We start from the raw sequence: 16,436 nt of genomic DNA, 5'->3' as shown, positions 1-16,436 counted from the left end.
GAAAAGGGTTAGTTATGGGCGGTGGATTCGATCAGGTAAAAAATGTTGTCGGGGCCGGCGGCGGTGACTTTGGCGGAGTCGCCGCGCTTGAGCACGGCCGCGCCGGGCTGGGTGCGGACATTGATGAGCAGAGGGACATTGGCGGTCGGGATTTCGAGCTGGCCATAGGAGGCGTCTGCCTCAGTGGAGGAGACGACACCGATGCGTCCGATGACCTCCTCGGCCTCAGTGTCGGCGTCGCTCATGGCTTTGAAGAGCTTGCCGACGGGGAGGGTGACGAGCTTGGTCATGATGAGGCTGCTGAGGAGGTTGGGCAGCAAAAGGAGGGCGGCACGGCCCACACCGCTCTGCGGGTTGTACCATTCGTTCAGCGCCAGGGAGCCGAGCCAGAGAAAGACGACCATGAAGCTGAGCCAGACGACGAGGGGAACCTGGGAAAAGCCGAGGAAGCGGCCGGCGGAGAGAAAGGCCCCGCCGGTATTCACACCGTGACCGTGGGCGTGGGAGGCATCGGCGCTGCCGTGGGCGTCGCCATCTCCGCCGAAGTCATCGGGAAGGTCGGATTCAAAGTCCAGAGCCCCGAGCAGGACCAGGAGCCAGTAGAAAACCACCAGCGCCAGGAGGAACGAGAGCAGGAGCTGGTGAGGCTGGATGGCGGCATGGAAGAGTTCGGACACGAGGGGAGCGGTTGCTGGATTAATGTGCGAGGATATAAGCAACTGACCCGAAACGAGGCGATTACAATTTTGAAGAACGTCTTCAGGGCTTTTACCCCAGACTGGGCACGATGACCGTGCGGCATAAAGAAATTTCTGGCAGGCATGCCTCCACCCCGGTGGCGCCGCTCCCGTGACATGGGCTGCGAGAAGCGTTGACAAGCACGGCGCTGCTCCTAGAATCGGCCTCGAATTCACCCCGAACAACAGCAAAGCGAATCGTCAGTCAGTGGAGGTTACCGGCATGAGGAACACAGAATTTGAAGACGAACGGCGTCCCCCTAATCCGCCGCTGCATTCCGAAAAGATCGTCACAGACCGGAAGATTTTCTTCCTCGATCTCAAGGAGAATGACCGCGGCAAGTTCATCAAGATCACCGAGGATGTGCGTGGCCGCAGGGACACGATCATTCTGCCGATCGACGCTGCACAGGAGTTCCTGGATGCGATGATGCGCACCCTGGACGCCGCAGGCGTGGATGAGTGAGGTGACCAGGGCTGAACGAAAGTCCTGAGCCGCCCGGCTTGCAGGCAGGAATGCCCGCGTCACTGCGCCTGCAAATCTGACGACTTGCCATGGAGTTTGATTTCTGCGCAGAATGAAGTCTGCCATGAGGATTCAAACTCACCCGTCCTGTCCGCCTCTTTTGTTCGGGTATTCCTGGAAGCAGATCACGGTCATGTGCCTGCTCTTCGGGTTCATGTGTGCCCCGCTGCAAGCCGACCAGGGGCTGAAGATCTTTGCGTGCGAGCCTGGCGAAGGACCGCTGCTGGTATTCGTGCGCCCCGAGAACTCCGATGGCCGGCCACTTGTGGGCAGCCGCGACGACCGGAGTGAAAATGTGTATCTTTGGAGCGCTGGTGACTCGGAGCCTCCCAAACGAGTGATACACTGCAATGTCCCGCTGCCACGCTTTCTTCATCGGATCAGCCGCCACGAGGTTTTGATCCGGTACGAGGACAGGCTGCAGCTTTTGGACCTCAAGGCGGGGAAGATGACACCGCTGCTGAAGACAAAGGATCAGAGCGATCTCGTCCGTGCCGACGGAGACACCCTTTACCTGCTGCAGCACACGGTTCCTCGTGAGTCGTATGGTTACCGGCTGGAGACGCGGGATGGGAAGACGGTGCTGGACGAGTGGTACCGCCCCAAGGACCGCCTCTTTGCGTATTTCGCGGGAGAAGTCCCGAAAACTGCCGAACTCGCCGAGCCATTGATCGAGGCGATCCTGCAACAGGATGCAGCAGGGTTCTGGGTGGTGACTGCGGAAACGAAGCCGCGCCTTCTGCACCTTTCCCCTCAGGGGAAAATCACCGAAGAATTGCCATGGCAGGCTGACTGGGCCGTCTGCGAGGCCAAGTTCCTGCTGTCTCCGGATTCCAGACACATCGCGTTTTCAATCCTGCGCACTGACCAGGACTTTCACAGCTGCCGCGACCTCGTCGTGATGAGCCGCGAAAAAAAGACGGTCATCAAAACAGTAAGTGACATCGACCTGCGGAGTTCGTCCCTGATGCTCGGCTCGGCGACACCGAGTCTCCAGCTGGCCTGGCTGGACCGCAGCCATCTCCAGTTTCAATTGATGCTTGGCTTTCAGGGGGAGGTTCTCGATGTGGAGACACTGGCCGTTGCAAAATCGGATTTGAAGGCGCTGCATCCACAAGAACCACGTGATAAGCGCCAGGTGGTTGGCAAGTTTGAAACCACCTTCGGCAGGGTGTGGTTCGGAAAAGACACCGAACTCGCTGCGAGCGTTCTCGATGCCAAAGGGGACTGGGTGTCCTCCTGCCTCGAATTCAGCCCGGATTCATCCTGGGCCGCGCTTGCCTCGCCTGATCTGGACTGCGTGGTCGTTTTGGATGGGGAGAAGAGAAGGCAGCGACGTCTCATCGACGGCTGGTGCTACGATCTTGGCTGGTTGGACGGCTGGAGGAGATGAATCAGGTGAACTTGATCACATGCTTCTGCCCGTGCTCTTCATGCGCGGGATTGAGGGCGCGGAGTTCGAATTCGGCACGCTCTGCACTGATGCGGGCGATGACCCAGCCGTTCGGGCGCTTGGGATTGAAGGGGTAGGCGACCGGGGGGAGATTGATGAGCGGGAGTCCGGTCTTCTCGTGTTTGGATTTCATCCAGGTGTGGGTGTGGCCATAGATGTAGCCCTGGACCTTGGGGTAGGAGGCGAGAAGATCGAAGAGGGCATCGCTGTCCTGCAGGCAGGTGCCTTTGATTTCATCCTTCATGCTGGGCTGCATGGGGTTGTGATGAGCGACGATGAAGGTGGGCTTGTTGGGCGAATTGCGCAGTTCGCGCTCGATCCACACGAGCTGCTGGTCGCCAAGGCGGCCGGGAGTTTTGTTCACGATTTCCAGGGAGTCGAGCAGCACCCAGTTGACCAGGGCGCTGGTGACCGTGGCCACGTGCTTGTCCGGAACGTTCATGGGACGCTCGGCGTTGGGGGGCGGCGGACCGATGATGACGTTGAGGAAATTGTTGCGGTGGTCGTGATTGCCGAGGGTGCAGTGGATCTGAATGGACTGCTCGCGCAGGGACTGGATGCAATGGGTGAAGGTGACGTAGTCCTCCGCCTTGCCATCGAGGTAGGCGCAGTCGCCATTGACGATGAGGCCGAAGGGCTTCTGGCCGATCTTGAGCACCTGATTGGAGCAGCGGCGCAGATTTTCCGCCATGCAGGCGCCGCGTACAACGAGCGCCTCATCCTCGGCGATGTGTGGATCTGAGAACAGGACCCAGAGCTGTTCGGGAATTTCGAGGGCAGGCAGCTGAGCGGCGAACGTTCCCAGGGCGGCGGCAGTGCCGTGCTGCAGGAAGCTACGGCGGGAGAGAGGGGGAAGGGTGATGGGCATGGGGGAGGGATGACTACGGTGATCAAAGGCTGAATTGTGCGGCGCAGGCAGGCAAAATTCAGGTGCCGAAATAGCGGTCGCCTGCATCGCCGAGGCCAGGGACGATGTAGCATTTTTCGTTGAGGCCGTCGTCGATGGCCGTGGTGAAGACGGGCACGTCAGGATGCGCGTGCTTCATGGCGGCGAGTCCTTCCGGGCAGCTGACGACGCAGAGCATGGTGATGCGCATGGCACCGGCTTCCTTGAGCTGGCGTGCGGCCTCGCAGGCGCTGCCGCCGGTCGCGAGCATGGGGTCCAGAAGAAAAACGTCCGCGCCAGAGATGCAGGCGGGCAGGTTGGCGTAATAGGCGTGGGGCAGGGCGGTTTCCTCGTTCCGTTTGATGCCCACATGAGCCACCACCGCCTCCGGTACGAGGGGGAGGATGCCATCCAGCAAACCGAGACCGGCACGCAGGATGGGCACGAAAACGAGAGGCCTCGCGAGCTGGGCGCCCAGCGTCTGCCTGAGCGGCGTCTGCACAGAGATCTCCCGCAGGGGCAGCTCCCGGGTGGCTTCGAGAAACAGCAGTCGTGCAAGATGGTTCAGGTGCCGCCGGAAGTCATGCGAAGGGGTGCCGGCGGCGCGAATAACGGAAAGATGACACTGCGCCAGAGGATGCTGAACGACGAAGGGCTGCATGCCGCGCAATGTGTCGCGTTTGAATGCTCTGGCAAAGTTTTCCACCGCCGGGTTGACGTCCGTGGTACCATGGCCCGATGAAAACAAGACTCTGTGCGCCCGCGCTGCTGGTACTGTTCCTGGGGGCCTGTGCAGCGACACCAGGCAGGGATGGTTCGAGTTATTACTACCCCTCTTCCAATCAGCCGCCGGGATCCGCCCGCACCAGCACGGTGACACCCGGCATTGCGGAGATGGCTGGCAGCCGTGGCACACCGCCGAAGGGTGGCTATGCCCCGGGTTCGGGTCCTACGGCAATGCCGGGGGGCAATCAGTTCATGTACCAGCAAAATGTCTCGGGTCCCTTTGGCAGCAGGAGCTCGACGGGCGTGATCAATTCTTTTGGCGGAGTGCAGAGCTATCAGACGATCGGCGGCATGCCGGTTTATCCGGGGACGCCGATCTACAGTCCGTACCCGAGCAGCTATGGCAGGCCGCCTTCGCAGCCGGTGTATGTGCCCGGGGTGGGGGGTGCGCCGGGGTATTACATCAATCCGAGCACGGGGGCGCGGGTGCAGGGGCCGTAAAGCCTTCTGTGTCCGCCGGCACCTTATGAGGACTGCCCGTCCTCCTTCTGCGCCCGCCTGGCCTCCGCCTTGTGCTTGAGCACTTCAAACACGATGGGCAGGATGGAGATGACGATGATCAGGACGAAGACGAGCTTGAGGTTGTTTTTGATGACCGGGATGCTGCCGAGGAAGTAGCCGGCGATGCTGAAGCTGAGCACCCAGACGAGGCCACCGCCGAGGCTGTAGGCCAGGAAGCGACGGTAGTCCATGCGGCCAAAGCCCGCGGTGAAGGGGGCAAAGGTGCGGACGATGGGGACAAAGCGGGCGAGGATGATGGCCTTGCCGCCGTGCTTGACGAAGAAGGCCTCGGTCTTGGCGAGATAGTCGCGTTTGAACCAGCGTTGATTGACGATCCAGCCACCGGCTTTGCGGCCGATCCAGTAGTTCAGGTTGTCACCAATGATGGCGGCGCACATGAGCAGCGGGATGATGAGCTCGATGCGGATGAGTCCCTGGGCGGAAAGAGCACCCACGGCAAACAGCAGGGAATCGCCTGGAAGAAACGGCATGATCACGAGACCCGTCTCACAGAAAATGATGGCAAAGAGCAGGCCGTAAATCAGCGGGCCGTGGTCCCGCGCAAAGATTTCCAGGTGTTTGTCGATGTGCAGGACGAAATCAATCATGGCCGCCGATTCTCCGGCATCGGAGCGGTGCGGCAAACGAAAACTCATGGCGATCTCGGCACGAGGGTGCAAAAAAGCCGGGGCTCGCTGCCCCGGCTTCGCTGGAATGGACGGCAGGCTGGATTACTTCAGCTCCGCTTTGACCACGTGCTTGCCCTCGATTTTGATGCCGTCGACGTTTTTGAACTTCACGGCTGCGTCCGCCATGCTCATGTCGTCCTGAGCCGCGTCAATCAGGCTGCTGAGGACGTCCATGTTGTTCGTGAACTTGTCGAATTGGAGTTCCAAAAAGCTGATCGTATCATTGCTCAAATGAGCGGCGTCCGAGCTGGCAAAGCCATTGGCAGCCTTCACTTCCACAGACATGCGCATGCCGGCGAGCATGGGCTTCATCATCGCCACCTGTGATTTCATCATCGCGATTTCATCCGGGCTTTCCTGTCCTTTCGCCTCGCCGCTTTTTTTGTCTTTCGCCTCAAGGCTGGTGATGGTGAGGGTGGATCCCTGAAGCGCAAAGGTCATGGCGTCAGGACCGGTGTCAGACTTATCGTCCTCCTGCTCCGGTATGTAGGGCTCGTATTTGAGCTTGGACAGATCAGCCACGGCGTAAACGATCTTCACACCGCTTTTGCCATCGGCAGGCTTGAGCTCCTCGTAGGATTTCACCGTCACACCTTCTCCCAAGGTTTTGGCACGCTCCGCAGCCTGGGTTTTGTCCATGATGAGCTCCTTGAGCTGCCCGGCCTGTCCGCCCTGCATCATCGCGGTCAGTTGCGGGCCGAGAACCACGGTCTCCTCGATGGTGGCGGTGCCGTCTTTGCTGACGATGACAACGGACTTCATTTCTAAGCAGGAGGTCAGCGCAAAAGCGACCGCCATGAGAAGGAGGAATGGGAGTTTCATGAGGGCGGAAAGTAGGCGTGCGGATCTTTTTTTAACAAGGACAAAGAGCAGGGAGCGGTCAAATTTGGCGCCGCAGAAGGGCGAGGAAGCCGCTTGCCAAACGGCCCGCATGCTGAAACAAATCAGGCATGGACTCCCATGAAGTGATTAGCAAGGCCGTCGAGCAGACCAGCTTCAAAGAGGTGGCAGCCCAGATGGGCGTGTCGCTGTCTCTCGCTTACAAATGGTCCCAGCCCGACGAACAGCAGGGCAGCGGCACCTCCAATCCACTGGACCGTGTGCGCCAGCTCTATGAGATCACCAAGGATGACCAGCTCATCCAGTGGCTGTGCCACAAGGCCAACGGATTCTTTGTGCAGAACCCCACCAGTGGCGGACCGCGCGGCATGGAACTCATGCCCGCAACGCAGGAGATCGTGCAGCAGTTTGCCGACCTGCTGACCGCCATCAGCAAGGCTGCCTCCGACAATCGGATCAGCAAGGAGGAGGCCGACCACATCCGCGGCGTGTGGGATGAGCTGAAACGCTTCACGGAAGGCTTTGTGCGCCTGTGTGAAAAAGGCGACTTCGCCCACCTCGCGGATGAAATTAAAACTCACAATCGCTTCAAATAGCGCCTTCGAAAATGTCTGCCGCCGGTCCGCTCCTCATACGTCATGAAGGCCACACTGCGCGTGAGCGCAGCACCTGTGGATGGCGGGACCGTCTGATCAGCCGGGAAGATGCAGGGCTGTCTCCCGCCGCTTGGGCGCATGCGGTGGACATTGATGGTGCCAGGCTGCATTACCACAAGCGCTCCACCGAGCTCTACTACGTGCTGGAAGGCGGTGGCAGCGTGGTGCTCGATGGGGTGGAGCAGCCTGTCAGCAAAGGGTCCATGGTCCACATCCCGCCCGGAGTGGTGCATGGCGCGCGTGGAAAGATGCGTGTCCTTGTGGTAGGAATACCGGACATCGCAGAAGATGATTACTATGAGGTAAACGGGGCTCCGGAGGAGACCCCTTTGACAAAATGATACAACCAGCCGCCCGGGCTTCCGCGTTTGAAGTATAACTGCCTCTTTTCGCCATGACTCTGCTACTACTGATGGCCGCCCGGCTCTGCTTCATGCAGATGGAGCAATTCATCGTGGATGAATGGATGGCTGTGTCAGCCGTGACCTTCATCGGACTGTCCTTGGCGATCAGTCACCACGTGCACATAATCACGGGGCGCTGAGCCAGGGACACCCGGGCGTGTTAGAAGAATTTGGGTTCTTCGTTTCGTTGATAACAAAGGGGAAAACGCGGTTCGGATAGAGCCGCCACGGGGCTGGAGCCCCGGGCATCCTCGGTTTCAGGCAAGAAAAAAATGATTATGGGCAAAATTGTTTAGAATTGATAAAGACAATTTTATTGCGCAATCCCAGAACTACACTAGTGGTCTGCCACGATGAATACCAAGGCTCATTCCGCACTGTTGATTCTTTTGGGCGTTTTCACACTGGGCATGCTTCCCACTGCAGGCGCCTCCGACTACGCAACCGATCCTGGCTGGAACCATCCTCTGGCGGGCGAAAGACCGGCCAAAGATTTCCGGGGCCGCTATCCGGTGCTCACGAGAAGCATGCGGGAAGGGTACGTCATGAGCGTCACCCCTTACAATGTGGTGGAATATGGAACCCCCGTCCTCGGCAAGTTCAATCGCCAGGTTTACTGGATGGTCCCTGTGACGTTTGCTCCAGGAAAACACGCCCTCAATGAGCAATCACGCGTGCGATACAGTCCCTCCCGTCTCTCCACAGATGCCTACGCCTGCGTTCGCAATGGCCGGGTGGAATACTGGATCTACAAAGATTCAAAGTCCCTGATTCGCTAAAAAGCCCGGTTTTTCGAACAGTCTCAAGCATGTGAAATCCCCTGCAGAAATGCAGGGGATTTCTATTTTTATAGAAATGAGACCAAAACAGAGGCGATCAAGCCATGTTTCCTTATCAAAAATAAGCCAAACCTTCAGAAAAGGGTATCGTGGCGACCTCTTTTCCGCGGGTAAGGTGTTCGAAAACACGAAGTGAAAAGGGATTATACGTTTGATTTTGAGTGAGTTAGAACCGATTAAAAGGGCGAAATGCGTTCCAGTGTCGCAATCTCGTAAAAGGCTCAGGATTTGATAAAATTAACTGGACCTTTTAAAGAACTCTATGTTTATTATAAATGCACTACCCAGTGCATTTATAACTATGAGCGCAACTGAAACAAGCCAGCTTGTCCCCGAAATTCGGGAGGTCCTTGCTCAGCATGGACGATTCCCCGTCGAAAATCTGTCCGAGGGCGATGATCTCTACAACGCCGGCCTGACGTCCCTGGCAACAGTGGCAGTGATGCTGGCCCTGGAAGACAAATTCAATGTGGAGTTTCCCGACAGCCTGATTGGTCGTCGCACCTTCAAGAGCATCGATTCGATCGCCGAGGCGATCACAAAGCTGGCGGCTTAGATCCGCGCGCGAACTCTTCTTTCCTGTCAGGCAAAGCCACATCCACCCCCTATCCGTTAATCCCGTGAGCGCACGCACACCCATACGCAGCAAAGTCAATTTTGACGAACTCCTGAAGGGGGTGCACGCGATTGGAAAGTCGGTGCTCCGCGTTCACGCGGCGGACGTGGACAAAAACGCCCGGTTTCCGACGGAGTCGATCAATGCCATGCGCGAGACGAAACTCTTGAGCGCGTACGTGCCAGAAGAGTTTGGCGGCATGGGTTTGAGCCTGGTTCAGGTGGCGAAAATCTGCGAGGCGCTGGGCCAGTACTGCGGCTCTTCGGCCATGGTGTATGCGATGCACAAAATTCAGGTCGCCTGCGTCGTGCACCATGCGCAGCAGTCCGCCTACTTTTGCGAGTACTTGAAAAAGCTGGTGAAAGAGCAGCGCCTCATGGCTTCGGCAACGACGGAGATTGGCACCGGTGGAGACCTGCGCTCGAGCATTTGCGCGGTGGAGGTCACTGGAGATCAATTCAAGCTGACCAAAAAGGCGCCGGTCATTTCCTATGGCGAAGCCGCAGACGAGATCTTGGTGACCTGCCGCAGCGCGCCGGGTGCACCGGCAAATGAGCAGGTGCACGTGATGGTGCACAAGGGCGCGTACACCGCCGTGCCTATTTCCAGCTGGGACACGATGGGCTTCCGTGGAACCTGCAGCTCGGGCTTTGAACTGACCGCGGAGGGAAGTGCGGAGCAGATCCTTCCGCAGCCGTTTAATGAGATCCTGGGCCAGACCATGCATCCCTATTCCCACATTGTGTGGGGGGCCCTGTGGTCGGGCATCGCGATGGATGCGGTGAACCAGGCTCGCGCGTTTGTGCGTGCCGAAGCGCGCAAGACCCCTGGCGAGACGCCCATAGCCGCGATCCGCCTGGGCGAGGTTGATCAGGTGCTGCAGCTGATGCGGCACAATGTGGCGGCGCTGGCGCATGAATACGACGAGCTGCGCAGCCGCAACTGCCCGGGCGTGTTTGAAGAATTTGGATTCTCCATCCGCACGAACAATTTGAAGCTGTCCTCATCGCAGCAGCTCGTGGACATCGTAGGGCGCGCGATGCTGATCTGCGGCATCTCCGGCTATCGCAACGACTCCAAGTTCAGCATCGCCCGGCATTTGCGCGATGCCTACGGCGCGGCGCTGATGGTGAACAACGACCGCATTTTGAAACTCAACGCCACGATGCTGATGGTGCACAAGGAGGCCTGATTTTATGATCTGTACATCGACAACGACTCTTCCCCTGACCGAGGCTTACCAGGCGTTTCTGGACGAAGTCACCCAAGCAGGACTGCTGGTGCCGCTGGGCGTCCGCGGTGTGTATGGCTACAATGGAGTGTTTGACAACGTGCTGCAAAGCTTTGACCGCCTGGTCACACGCCGTGCCGCCCACTTTCAGGCGGACATCATGCGCCTGCCCGGGGTGCTGAGCCGCGAGCACTACCTGAAAACCAGCCACATCGAGAATTTCCCCGATCTGATGGGTTCCGTGCACAGCTTTATGGGACGTGATCGAGAGCACATCGCCATGCTGACCAAACGGGAGAGCGGTGAGGAATGGACGCAGGATCTTGCTCCGAGTGCTCTGATGCTGACGCCGGCCTGCTGCTATCCCCTTTATCCAACGCTGAGTGGAACGCTGCCGGAGGAAGGCAAGACGGCGGATCTGCTTTCCCAGGTGTTTCGGCATGAGCCTTCGATTGATCCGTGCCGCATGCAGATTTTCCGCCAGAGGGAGTTTGTCCGGGTGGGCAGTGCCGAGCAGGCGCTGGAGCATCGCAGGCAGTGTTTGGAACTGGGACGCGACACTCTGGCCGAAGTCGGACTGGAGGTCGATATCGTCCTGGCGAACGACCCGTTCTTCGGAAGGGGTGGACGGGTGATGGCGGCATCGCAAAAGGATCAGGATTTGAAGCACGAGTTTACCTTCGCGGTCGCATCGGATGAGAAGCCGACGGCGATCGCTTCGACGAACTGCCACGTCGATTACTTTGGAAAGGCCTTCGACATCAAACTGCCGAACGGAGAGCCTGCGCACTCGGCATGCATCGGGTTTGGTCTGGAGCGCATTACGCTGGCTTTGTTCAAGCATCACGGATTTGATCCCGATCTCTGGCCTTACGAAGTGAAGAACGCGCTGGACCTATGAGCCGGCAGCTTCTAGCGCTCGATCCACAGACCTACGTGCGTCATCGCCTGCACACGCAGGAGCGTGAGTGGGCGGAGACGAACTGCTATGTGGATGTTTGGATCGAGCTGCTGCATGCCAAAGGATTGGAGCCGATTGCAGGCCTGCCCTTCACGCTGGGCATCGACTTTGAAGGGGACCAGTGGACCTTCTTCAAATACCAGGTGGCAGACCTGTATGACCTCTATGCGCTGGACGTGCAGGAGCTGGCCCTCTACCGACCGCTGACGGCGCACATTGAAGAGCAGCTGTCGCTGGGAAGACCGCTGCTCGTGGAGCTGGACTCGTTCTATCTTCCGGACACCGCAGGCAGCGCCTACCAGCTGGAGCACGTGAAAACGACGGTGGCCATCGTTGAGATCGACATGGAGCGGCGGCGTCTGGGCTACTTTCACGCGCAGGGCTACTATCAGCTCCATGGCGATGACTTCGCTCATGTGTTTCATCTGACTGGCGAGAAGAATCCCCACATCCTGCCGCCCTACTGTGAAATCGTCAAAACCACCGGCCTGCGGCCGTTGCAAGGCCAGGCGCTTCTGAAAGCTTCCCTTGGTTTGATGAAGCGCCAGCTGCAGCGTTTGCCGGAGGTAAATCCATTCGTGAAGTTCCGCGCACGCTTTGAAGCGGACATGCAGTGGCTGATCAACGAGCCGATCTCCACATTCCATCAGTACTCGTTTGCCACGCTGCGGCAGTTCGGCGCCTGCTATGAACTGGCCGCCACGTATTTGAAGTGGCTGCAGAGCCAGGAGGTTGCCGGAGTGGATGCGGCCATCGAGTCCATTCAGTGCCTGTCCAACAGCGCGAAGACGCTGCAGTTCCAACTGGCACGCGCGATGGCGCGGAAGAAGCCGATCGATTTCACCCCCGTCGATCAAATGGCGGAGCACTGGTCACGGGCCATGGAGCATTTGAAGGCCACGTTTCTCGCGTAAAACTTTATGAGAGACCACGTTCACTTCGCCCCGTGGACATGCTGTGCTCAGGCTCCTGGTGCCAGCCCGCCGGCAATTCAAGGCGAGTGGTTTGCCGCAGAGGTGCCGGGGACTGTGGCGTCCGCCTTGCGTGCACGTGGCCGGTGGGACATGCAAAATCCGCCGGATCTCGATGCGCAGGACTGGTGGTACCGCACCACGTTTGCTGCTGAATCGCGCGCTGACGACGAGTTGTTTGACCTTTGTTTTGACGGTCTTGCGTCGCTGGCGGAAGTCTGGCTGAACGGGGAGCTTGTGCTGAGCACGAACAACATGTTCCGCAGCTATCGTTTGGATGTGGACCGGCCTTTGCAGGACGAAAACGAGTTGATGATCTGCTTTCGCTCGCTCGCCGCAGATCTGAAGAAGCGACGTCCGCGGCCACGCTGGAAAACCAACCTCGTCAACAATCAGCAGCTGCGCTGGCTGCGCACCAGCTTGTTAGGACGCATTCCCGGCTGGTCGCCGCCGGTGCCAGTGGTGGGACCCTGGGGCGAGGTGAGGCTGGAGCGTGCGGCGGTGATGCTCACGGAGGTGCAAAGAACGGCTGTTCTGGTCGGCAAAGAAGGAGTCGTTCGTTTCAGCGCCCAGGTGAGGGCGGCTCTGGAGATCACCTCGGCGAAGCTGCATGTGGGCGGGCATCATGCCGCGCTGGAATGGCAGAATGGAACTTTGAGCGGAGAGCTGCGCATTCAGCATCCCGAGCTGTGGTGGCCGCACACGCATGGCACACCGACGTTGCACGCCGCGAAGGTGATCATCGAGACCGATGTTGAGCAGCACGTATTTCTGCTGGAGAAAGTGGGCTTCCGCCAGATAGAAGCCTGCAACGATCCAGGGTTCGCGATTCACGTGAATGGCGCGCGCATTTACTGCCGCGGCGCATGCTGGACGACGAGCGACATTTTCACGCTTCATGGCACGGAGGAGTCGCTGCGGCATGATCTCACGCTCGCACGTGACGCAGGCATGAACATGCTGCGCATTGGCGGTACGATGACCTATGAGTGCGATGCCTTCTACCGTCTCTGCGATGAACTGGGCATCCTCGTGTGGCAGGACTTCATGTTTGCCAACATGGACTACCCAGTCGAAGACGCCGCGTTCGCAGAGAACATCACGATCGAGGCAACGCAGCAGCTCAGCCGGTTTGCGCAGCACCCCTGCGTGGCGGTTTACTGCGGCAACAGCGAGATCGAACAGCAGGCGGCGATGCTGGGCATGGCCCGCGAGCTTTGGCGCAACCGCTGGTTTGGCGAGCAGCTGCCGGCGCTGTGCAGCCAGCATCATCCCGGCACGGTGTATGTGCCGTCCTCGCCGAGCGGCGGTGTGCTGCCGTTTCACACGAGCACAGGAGTGACGCACTACTATGGCATCGGCGCCTATCTGCGTTCTTTGCGGGAACTGCGGCAGGCGGATGTGAAGTTTACCAGCGAGTGCCTGGGCTTTGCGAACATCCCGGAGCCGGAAACGATCGAGGAGATCATGGGCGGCCTGATGCCGGTGATGCATCATCCGCGCTGGAAGCAGCGCGTGCCGCGTGACACCGGTGCCGGCTGGGATTTTGAAGATGTGCGGGATCATTACCTGCGCGAGTTGTTCAACGTGGATCCGGTCTCGCTGCGGTGCTTTGACATGCCGCGTTATCTGGAGCTGAGCCGCGTGACCTCCGGAGAGATGATGGCGCGCACGTTTGCCGAATGGCGCGGTGGCCACAGCCGCAATGCGGGCGGTCTGGTGTGGTTCTACAAAGATCTGTGGCCTGCGGCGGGCTGGGGCATCGTGGACAGCGCGGGTGTGCCAAAGGCAGCCTATTATCAGCTCAAGCGTCTGTGGCAGACGAGGCAGCTCACGATCACCGACGAAGGTCTGGACGGCCTGCATCTGCATCTCGTCAATGAAACGAGCGAGCCGCTGGATGGCTTTATCGAAGTGCAGCTGCTGCGCGAGCCAAACGTCAGCATCGCCCGGCATGAGATCGCGCTGAAGGTTGGTGGCCGCTCACTGGAGACCCGCAGTGTGGATGAAGTGCTCGGTTCGTTTTACGATGTGAACTATGCGTATCGTTTCGGCCCTCAGGCGCACCACGCGGTGATCGCCACGTGGTTTGATGACAAGCGGGAGGTCATCAGCGAGGCGGTGCACCTCACGCGTGCGCGTGATCCCGAGGTGCATCCGCTGTCCGAGGAAATGCTGCATGCGCAGGCGGAGGCACTGGGTGACCGACGTTATCGCGTCACCTTGAAGAGCGACCGCTTTTTGCACCGAGTGCGCTTGTCGGCCCAGGGATTTCTGCCTGATGACAACTATTTCCACCTCGCCCCAGACCGGCTCAAAGTGGTGTCTTTTTCGCCTCGTGCGGGTCATAGTGATGCCTTTAGAGCTTACGCTGAAGCCCTGAATGTGATGGGCGAAATCTCGGTTGAATTGAGCAGCGCATCCCCCGAAACCCGTCATGCCCCCCGATGATCCAGAACTGCGCGCGCCAGAGGGCACTCCGCCGCCAGTTCAGGTGGAGCGGACCGCGTTCTATTTGGAGAGTGACGGGCAGTCGTTGTTTGCCTGGCTGCATTCAGCCGCAGGCTCGGTTTCTGACCATGGGGTGTTGATTTGCCCGCCGCTGGGGCACGAACAGGTTCACTCTCATCGCACTCTTCGCCATCTGGCGGACCGCCTTGCCGTGCAAGGATTCGCGGTCCTGCGGCTGGACTATCACGGCACAGGCGACTCCGATGGCACGGAACACGATCCGCAACGTCTGGCCACATGGCAGACGAATGTGAGCGATGCAGTCGCGTGGCTGCGCAACATGGCAGGATGTCCGAAGATCAGCCTCGTGGGCCTTCGCATGGGGGCGGCACTCGCGGCATTATACGCGGAGCAGCACGAGGTGGAGAACCTGGTGCTGTGGGCGCCGATTGTGAAAGGCCGGCGCTACGTGCGTGAGCTTGCCGCGCTGAGTCAGACCGCCCAGCTCGCAGGGGGCGCTGACTCAGCCTGCATTGAAGCCATGGGCTTTGTCTATTCGCGGGAGACGGCGGACGCACTGGCACAGGTCGATCTGCTTTCCTCCAAGGTGCGTTGCAAACAGGCATTGATCGCATCCCATGCAAACGCGGCGAACGACGCAGCGCTGCTGGAGCATTTGTCAAAGCAGGGCGTGGCAGCGGAGCTGATGGCGGTGACCGGCTACGAAGCCATGATGGCCGAACCGCATGAGACGGTGGTGCCGCATGAAACTCTGCGCAGCATGGAGCAGTGGCTGCAGTCGAAGGCGATGCTGGCCGGTGCCACCCGGCATGCCGCGCCATTTCCCAGTACTACGTCGATGCGGCCGAGCAGCCCTGCCGCGCTGCTTGAAACCACTCATCGCATCAGCCGCGCACCCGATTTGTTTGGCATCATGACAAAAGCGGAGGCGTGTCCGGCATCACTCCCATGGATTGTCATGCTCAATGCGGGATCGTCCTATCGAGTGGGGCCGGGGCGGATGCACGTGCAGCTGGCGCGGCAGCTTGCGGCGATGGGTTATCCCTGCCTGCGCCTCGACCTCAATGGCATCGGCGACAGCGTGCTGGGCGATCCCGAAAAAGAAAACGACTCCTATACAGCCACCGCCTTTCGCGACGTGGCCATGATCTGCGACTATCTGCATGCGCTACAGCCCGGCCGCCGCATCGTGCTGATGGGACTCTGCTCCGGAGCCTACGTGGCGTTCCAGTCCGCGGCGCAGCTGCCACATCCCGCCCTCATCGAGGGCATCCTCATCAATCCTCTCGTCTTTTTCTGGAAGGAGGGCATGACCCTCAAAGACGCAAACATCGACCAGCTCGTGGCGTGGCGGGAGTATTGGAATTCCATCTTCAAATGGAGCCAGTGGAAGATGCTGCTCACAGGCAGGACGCGCACCGGATTTGCCGGCTCACTGAAACGCTTCGCGGGTCATTTGATGCCGCGTTTCTCAAAGCCTTCCACCCCATCCGCATTTGCACCGCAACTCGACTACGGCCATCCGGCGCGCAAAGATCTGCCCGGAGATTTGCAGCGTGTCGTCGCGGCGGGGCGGAGGCTGGCCCTCTTTGTTTCGGACAATGATCCGGGACATTTCCTGCTGATGTATCAAGCGCGCCGCAAGGCCACGCAGTTGATGAAGCAAGGGAAGCTGCAGTGCCATTTCATCGCCAATGCGGATCATACTTTTTCCACGGCGCAGGCGAGGCAGACTTTTTATCGGAGCCTCACGGAGTATTTGCGGCAGAGGTTTGGGTCTGGGACTAGCCAGGAACGGGAAGCGGATGAGGAATGTGCTGTGATGGAAGCTTCGCTGACTGCCTGAGGAGGAGAAGGTGGCGCTGGCA

The 16,436-nt window shown here is 59.3% G+C and carries 18 protein-coding genes; 13 read left to right on the top strand and 5 right to left on the bottom strand.

The features are described from left to right. Window positions 1-8 precede the first annotated feature (8 nt). Window positions 9-677: a hypothetical protein gene (locus ACILSR_RS27765; RefSeq protein ID WP_395753077.1), complete on the bottom strand. Its 669-nt coding sequence runs from the start codon at window positions 675-677 to the stop codon at window positions 9-11. Between the two features lie 283 nt (window positions 678-960). Between ACILSR_RS27765 and ACILSR_RS27760 the strand changes: the two genes are divergently transcribed. Continuing rightward, a complete protein-coding gene (locus ACILSR_RS27760; protein ID WP_395753076.1) occupies window positions 961-1,203 on the top strand; it encodes a DNA-binding protein in 243 nt (80 codons plus the stop codon). 193 nt (window positions 1,204-1,396) lie between these two features. Further along, complete coding sequence (locus ACILSR_RS27755) at window positions 1,397-2,656, top strand: hypothetical protein (protein ID WP_395753075.1); 1,260 nt, start codon at window positions 1,397-1,399, stop codon at window positions 2,654-2,656. A gap of 1 nt (window position 2,657) precedes the next feature. On the opposite strand, the gene ACILSR_RS27750 is transcribed toward ACILSR_RS27755, so the two are convergent. Together ACILSR_RS27750 and upp are read right to left on the bottom strand one after the other, a co-directional pair. After that, window positions 2,658-3,584, bottom strand: coding sequence for a metallophosphoesterase family protein (locus ACILSR_RS27750; protein ID WP_395753074.1), 927 nt, complete (start codon window positions 3,582-3,584; stop codon window positions 2,658-2,660). Between the two features lie 58 nt (window positions 3,585-3,642). Then, on the bottom strand, window positions 3,643-4,263 hold the full coding sequence (gene upp, locus ACILSR_RS27745; RefSeq protein WP_395753073.1) for a uracil phosphoribosyltransferase: 621 nt from the start codon (window positions 4,261-4,263) through the stop codon (window positions 3,643-3,645). A gap of 77 nt (window positions 4,264-4,340) precedes the next feature. Between upp and ACILSR_RS27740 the strand changes: the two genes are divergently transcribed. Next, entirely contained in the window at window positions 4,341-4,829 is a 489-nt protein-coding gene (locus ACILSR_RS27740; protein WP_395753072.1) for a hypothetical protein, read from the top strand. Between the two features lie 23 nt (window positions 4,830-4,852). Here the strand turns inward: ACILSR_RS27740 and ACILSR_RS27735 are convergent, their stop codons facing one another. Together ACILSR_RS27735 and ACILSR_RS27730 are read right to left on the bottom strand one after the other, a co-directional pair. Further along, complete coding sequence (locus ACILSR_RS27735; RefSeq protein WP_395753071.1) at window positions 4,853-5,545, bottom strand: DedA family protein; 693 nt, start codon at window positions 5,543-5,545, stop codon at window positions 4,853-4,855. 75 nt (window positions 5,546-5,620) lie between these two features. Continuing rightward, window positions 5,621-6,400, bottom strand: coding sequence for a hypothetical protein (locus ACILSR_RS27730; protein ID WP_395753070.1), 780 nt, complete (start codon window positions 6,398-6,400; stop codon window positions 5,621-5,623). Window positions 6,401-6,528: 128 nt separating this feature from the next. On the opposite strand from ACILSR_RS27730, the gene ACILSR_RS27725 reads away from it, so the two are divergent. From ACILSR_RS27725 to ACILSR_RS27680, 10 genes are all read left to right on the top strand, one after another. After that, the gene (locus ACILSR_RS27725) at window positions 6,529-7,014 is read left to right on the top strand and encodes a phage regulatory CII family protein (RefSeq protein ID WP_395753069.1); all 486 of its coding nucleotides are present in this window, start codon (window positions 6,529-6,531) and stop codon (window positions 7,012-7,014) included. 11 nt (window positions 7,015-7,025) lie between these two features. After that, a complete protein-coding gene (locus ACILSR_RS27720) occupies window positions 7,026-7,415 on the top strand; it encodes a cupin domain-containing protein (RefSeq protein ID WP_395753068.1) in 390 nt (129 codons plus the stop codon). A 53-nt stretch (window positions 7,416-7,468) separates the two neighbouring features. Next, window positions 7,469-7,618, top strand: a complete 150-nt coding sequence (locus tag ACILSR_RS27715; RefSeq protein ID WP_395753067.1) for a hypothetical protein — start codon at window positions 7,469-7,471, stop codon at window positions 7,616-7,618. A gap of 270 nt (window positions 7,619-7,888) precedes the next feature. Then, complete coding sequence (locus ACILSR_RS27710; protein ID WP_395753066.1) at window positions 7,889-8,257, top strand: hypothetical protein; 369 nt, start codon at window positions 7,889-7,891, stop codon at window positions 8,255-8,257. Window positions 8,258-8,618: 361 nt separating this feature from the next. Then, entirely contained in the window at window positions 8,619-8,873 is a 255-nt protein-coding gene (locus ACILSR_RS27705; RefSeq protein WP_395753065.1) for an acyl carrier protein, read from the top strand. Window positions 8,874-8,937: 64 nt separating this feature from the next. Continuing rightward, window positions 8,938-10,125 carry an acyl-CoA dehydrogenase family protein gene (locus tag ACILSR_RS27700; protein WP_395753064.1) on the top strand — a complete coding sequence of 396 codons (1,188 nt, stop codon included), beginning with the start codon at window positions 8,938-8,940 and terminating at the stop codon, window positions 10,123-10,125. A 4-nt stretch (window positions 10,126-10,129) separates the two neighbouring features. Further along, window positions 10,130-11,065, top strand: a complete 936-nt coding sequence (locus ACILSR_RS27695) for an amino acid--[acyl-carrier-protein] ligase (RefSeq protein ID WP_395753063.1) — start codon at window positions 10,130-10,132, stop codon at window positions 11,063-11,065. Then, window positions 11,062-12,039: a DUF1839 family protein gene (locus tag ACILSR_RS27690; RefSeq protein ID WP_395753062.1), complete on the top strand. Its 978-nt coding sequence runs from the start codon at window positions 11,062-11,064 to the stop codon at window positions 12,037-12,039. Before ACILSR_RS27695 ends, ACILSR_RS27690 begins: the two co-directional genes overlap by 4 nt. Before the next feature lie 6 nt (window positions 12,040-12,045). Beyond that, window positions 12,046-14,547: a glycosyl hydrolase 2 galactose-binding domain-containing protein gene (locus tag ACILSR_RS27685; protein WP_395753061.1), complete on the top strand. Its 2,502-nt coding sequence runs from the start codon at window positions 12,046-12,048 to the stop codon at window positions 14,545-14,547. Then, window positions 14,534-16,414 carry an alpha/beta fold hydrolase gene (locus ACILSR_RS27680; RefSeq protein ID WP_395753060.1) on the top strand — a complete coding sequence of 627 codons (1,881 nt, stop codon included), beginning with the start codon at window positions 14,534-14,536 and terminating at the stop codon, window positions 16,412-16,414. The genes ACILSR_RS27685 and ACILSR_RS27680 overlap by 14 nt, the downstream gene beginning before the upstream one ends. Window positions 16,415-16,436: the final 22 nt, after the last annotated feature.

The organism is Prosthecobacter sp. (assembly GCF_044222565.1).
Classification (GTDB): Bacteria; Verrucomicrobiota; Verrucomicrobiia; order Verrucomicrobiales; family Verrucomicrobiaceae; genus Prosthecobacter.
The sequence above is the reverse complement of the archived record's forward strand: the minus strand, read 5'-3'. Positions and strand labels throughout refer to the sequence as shown.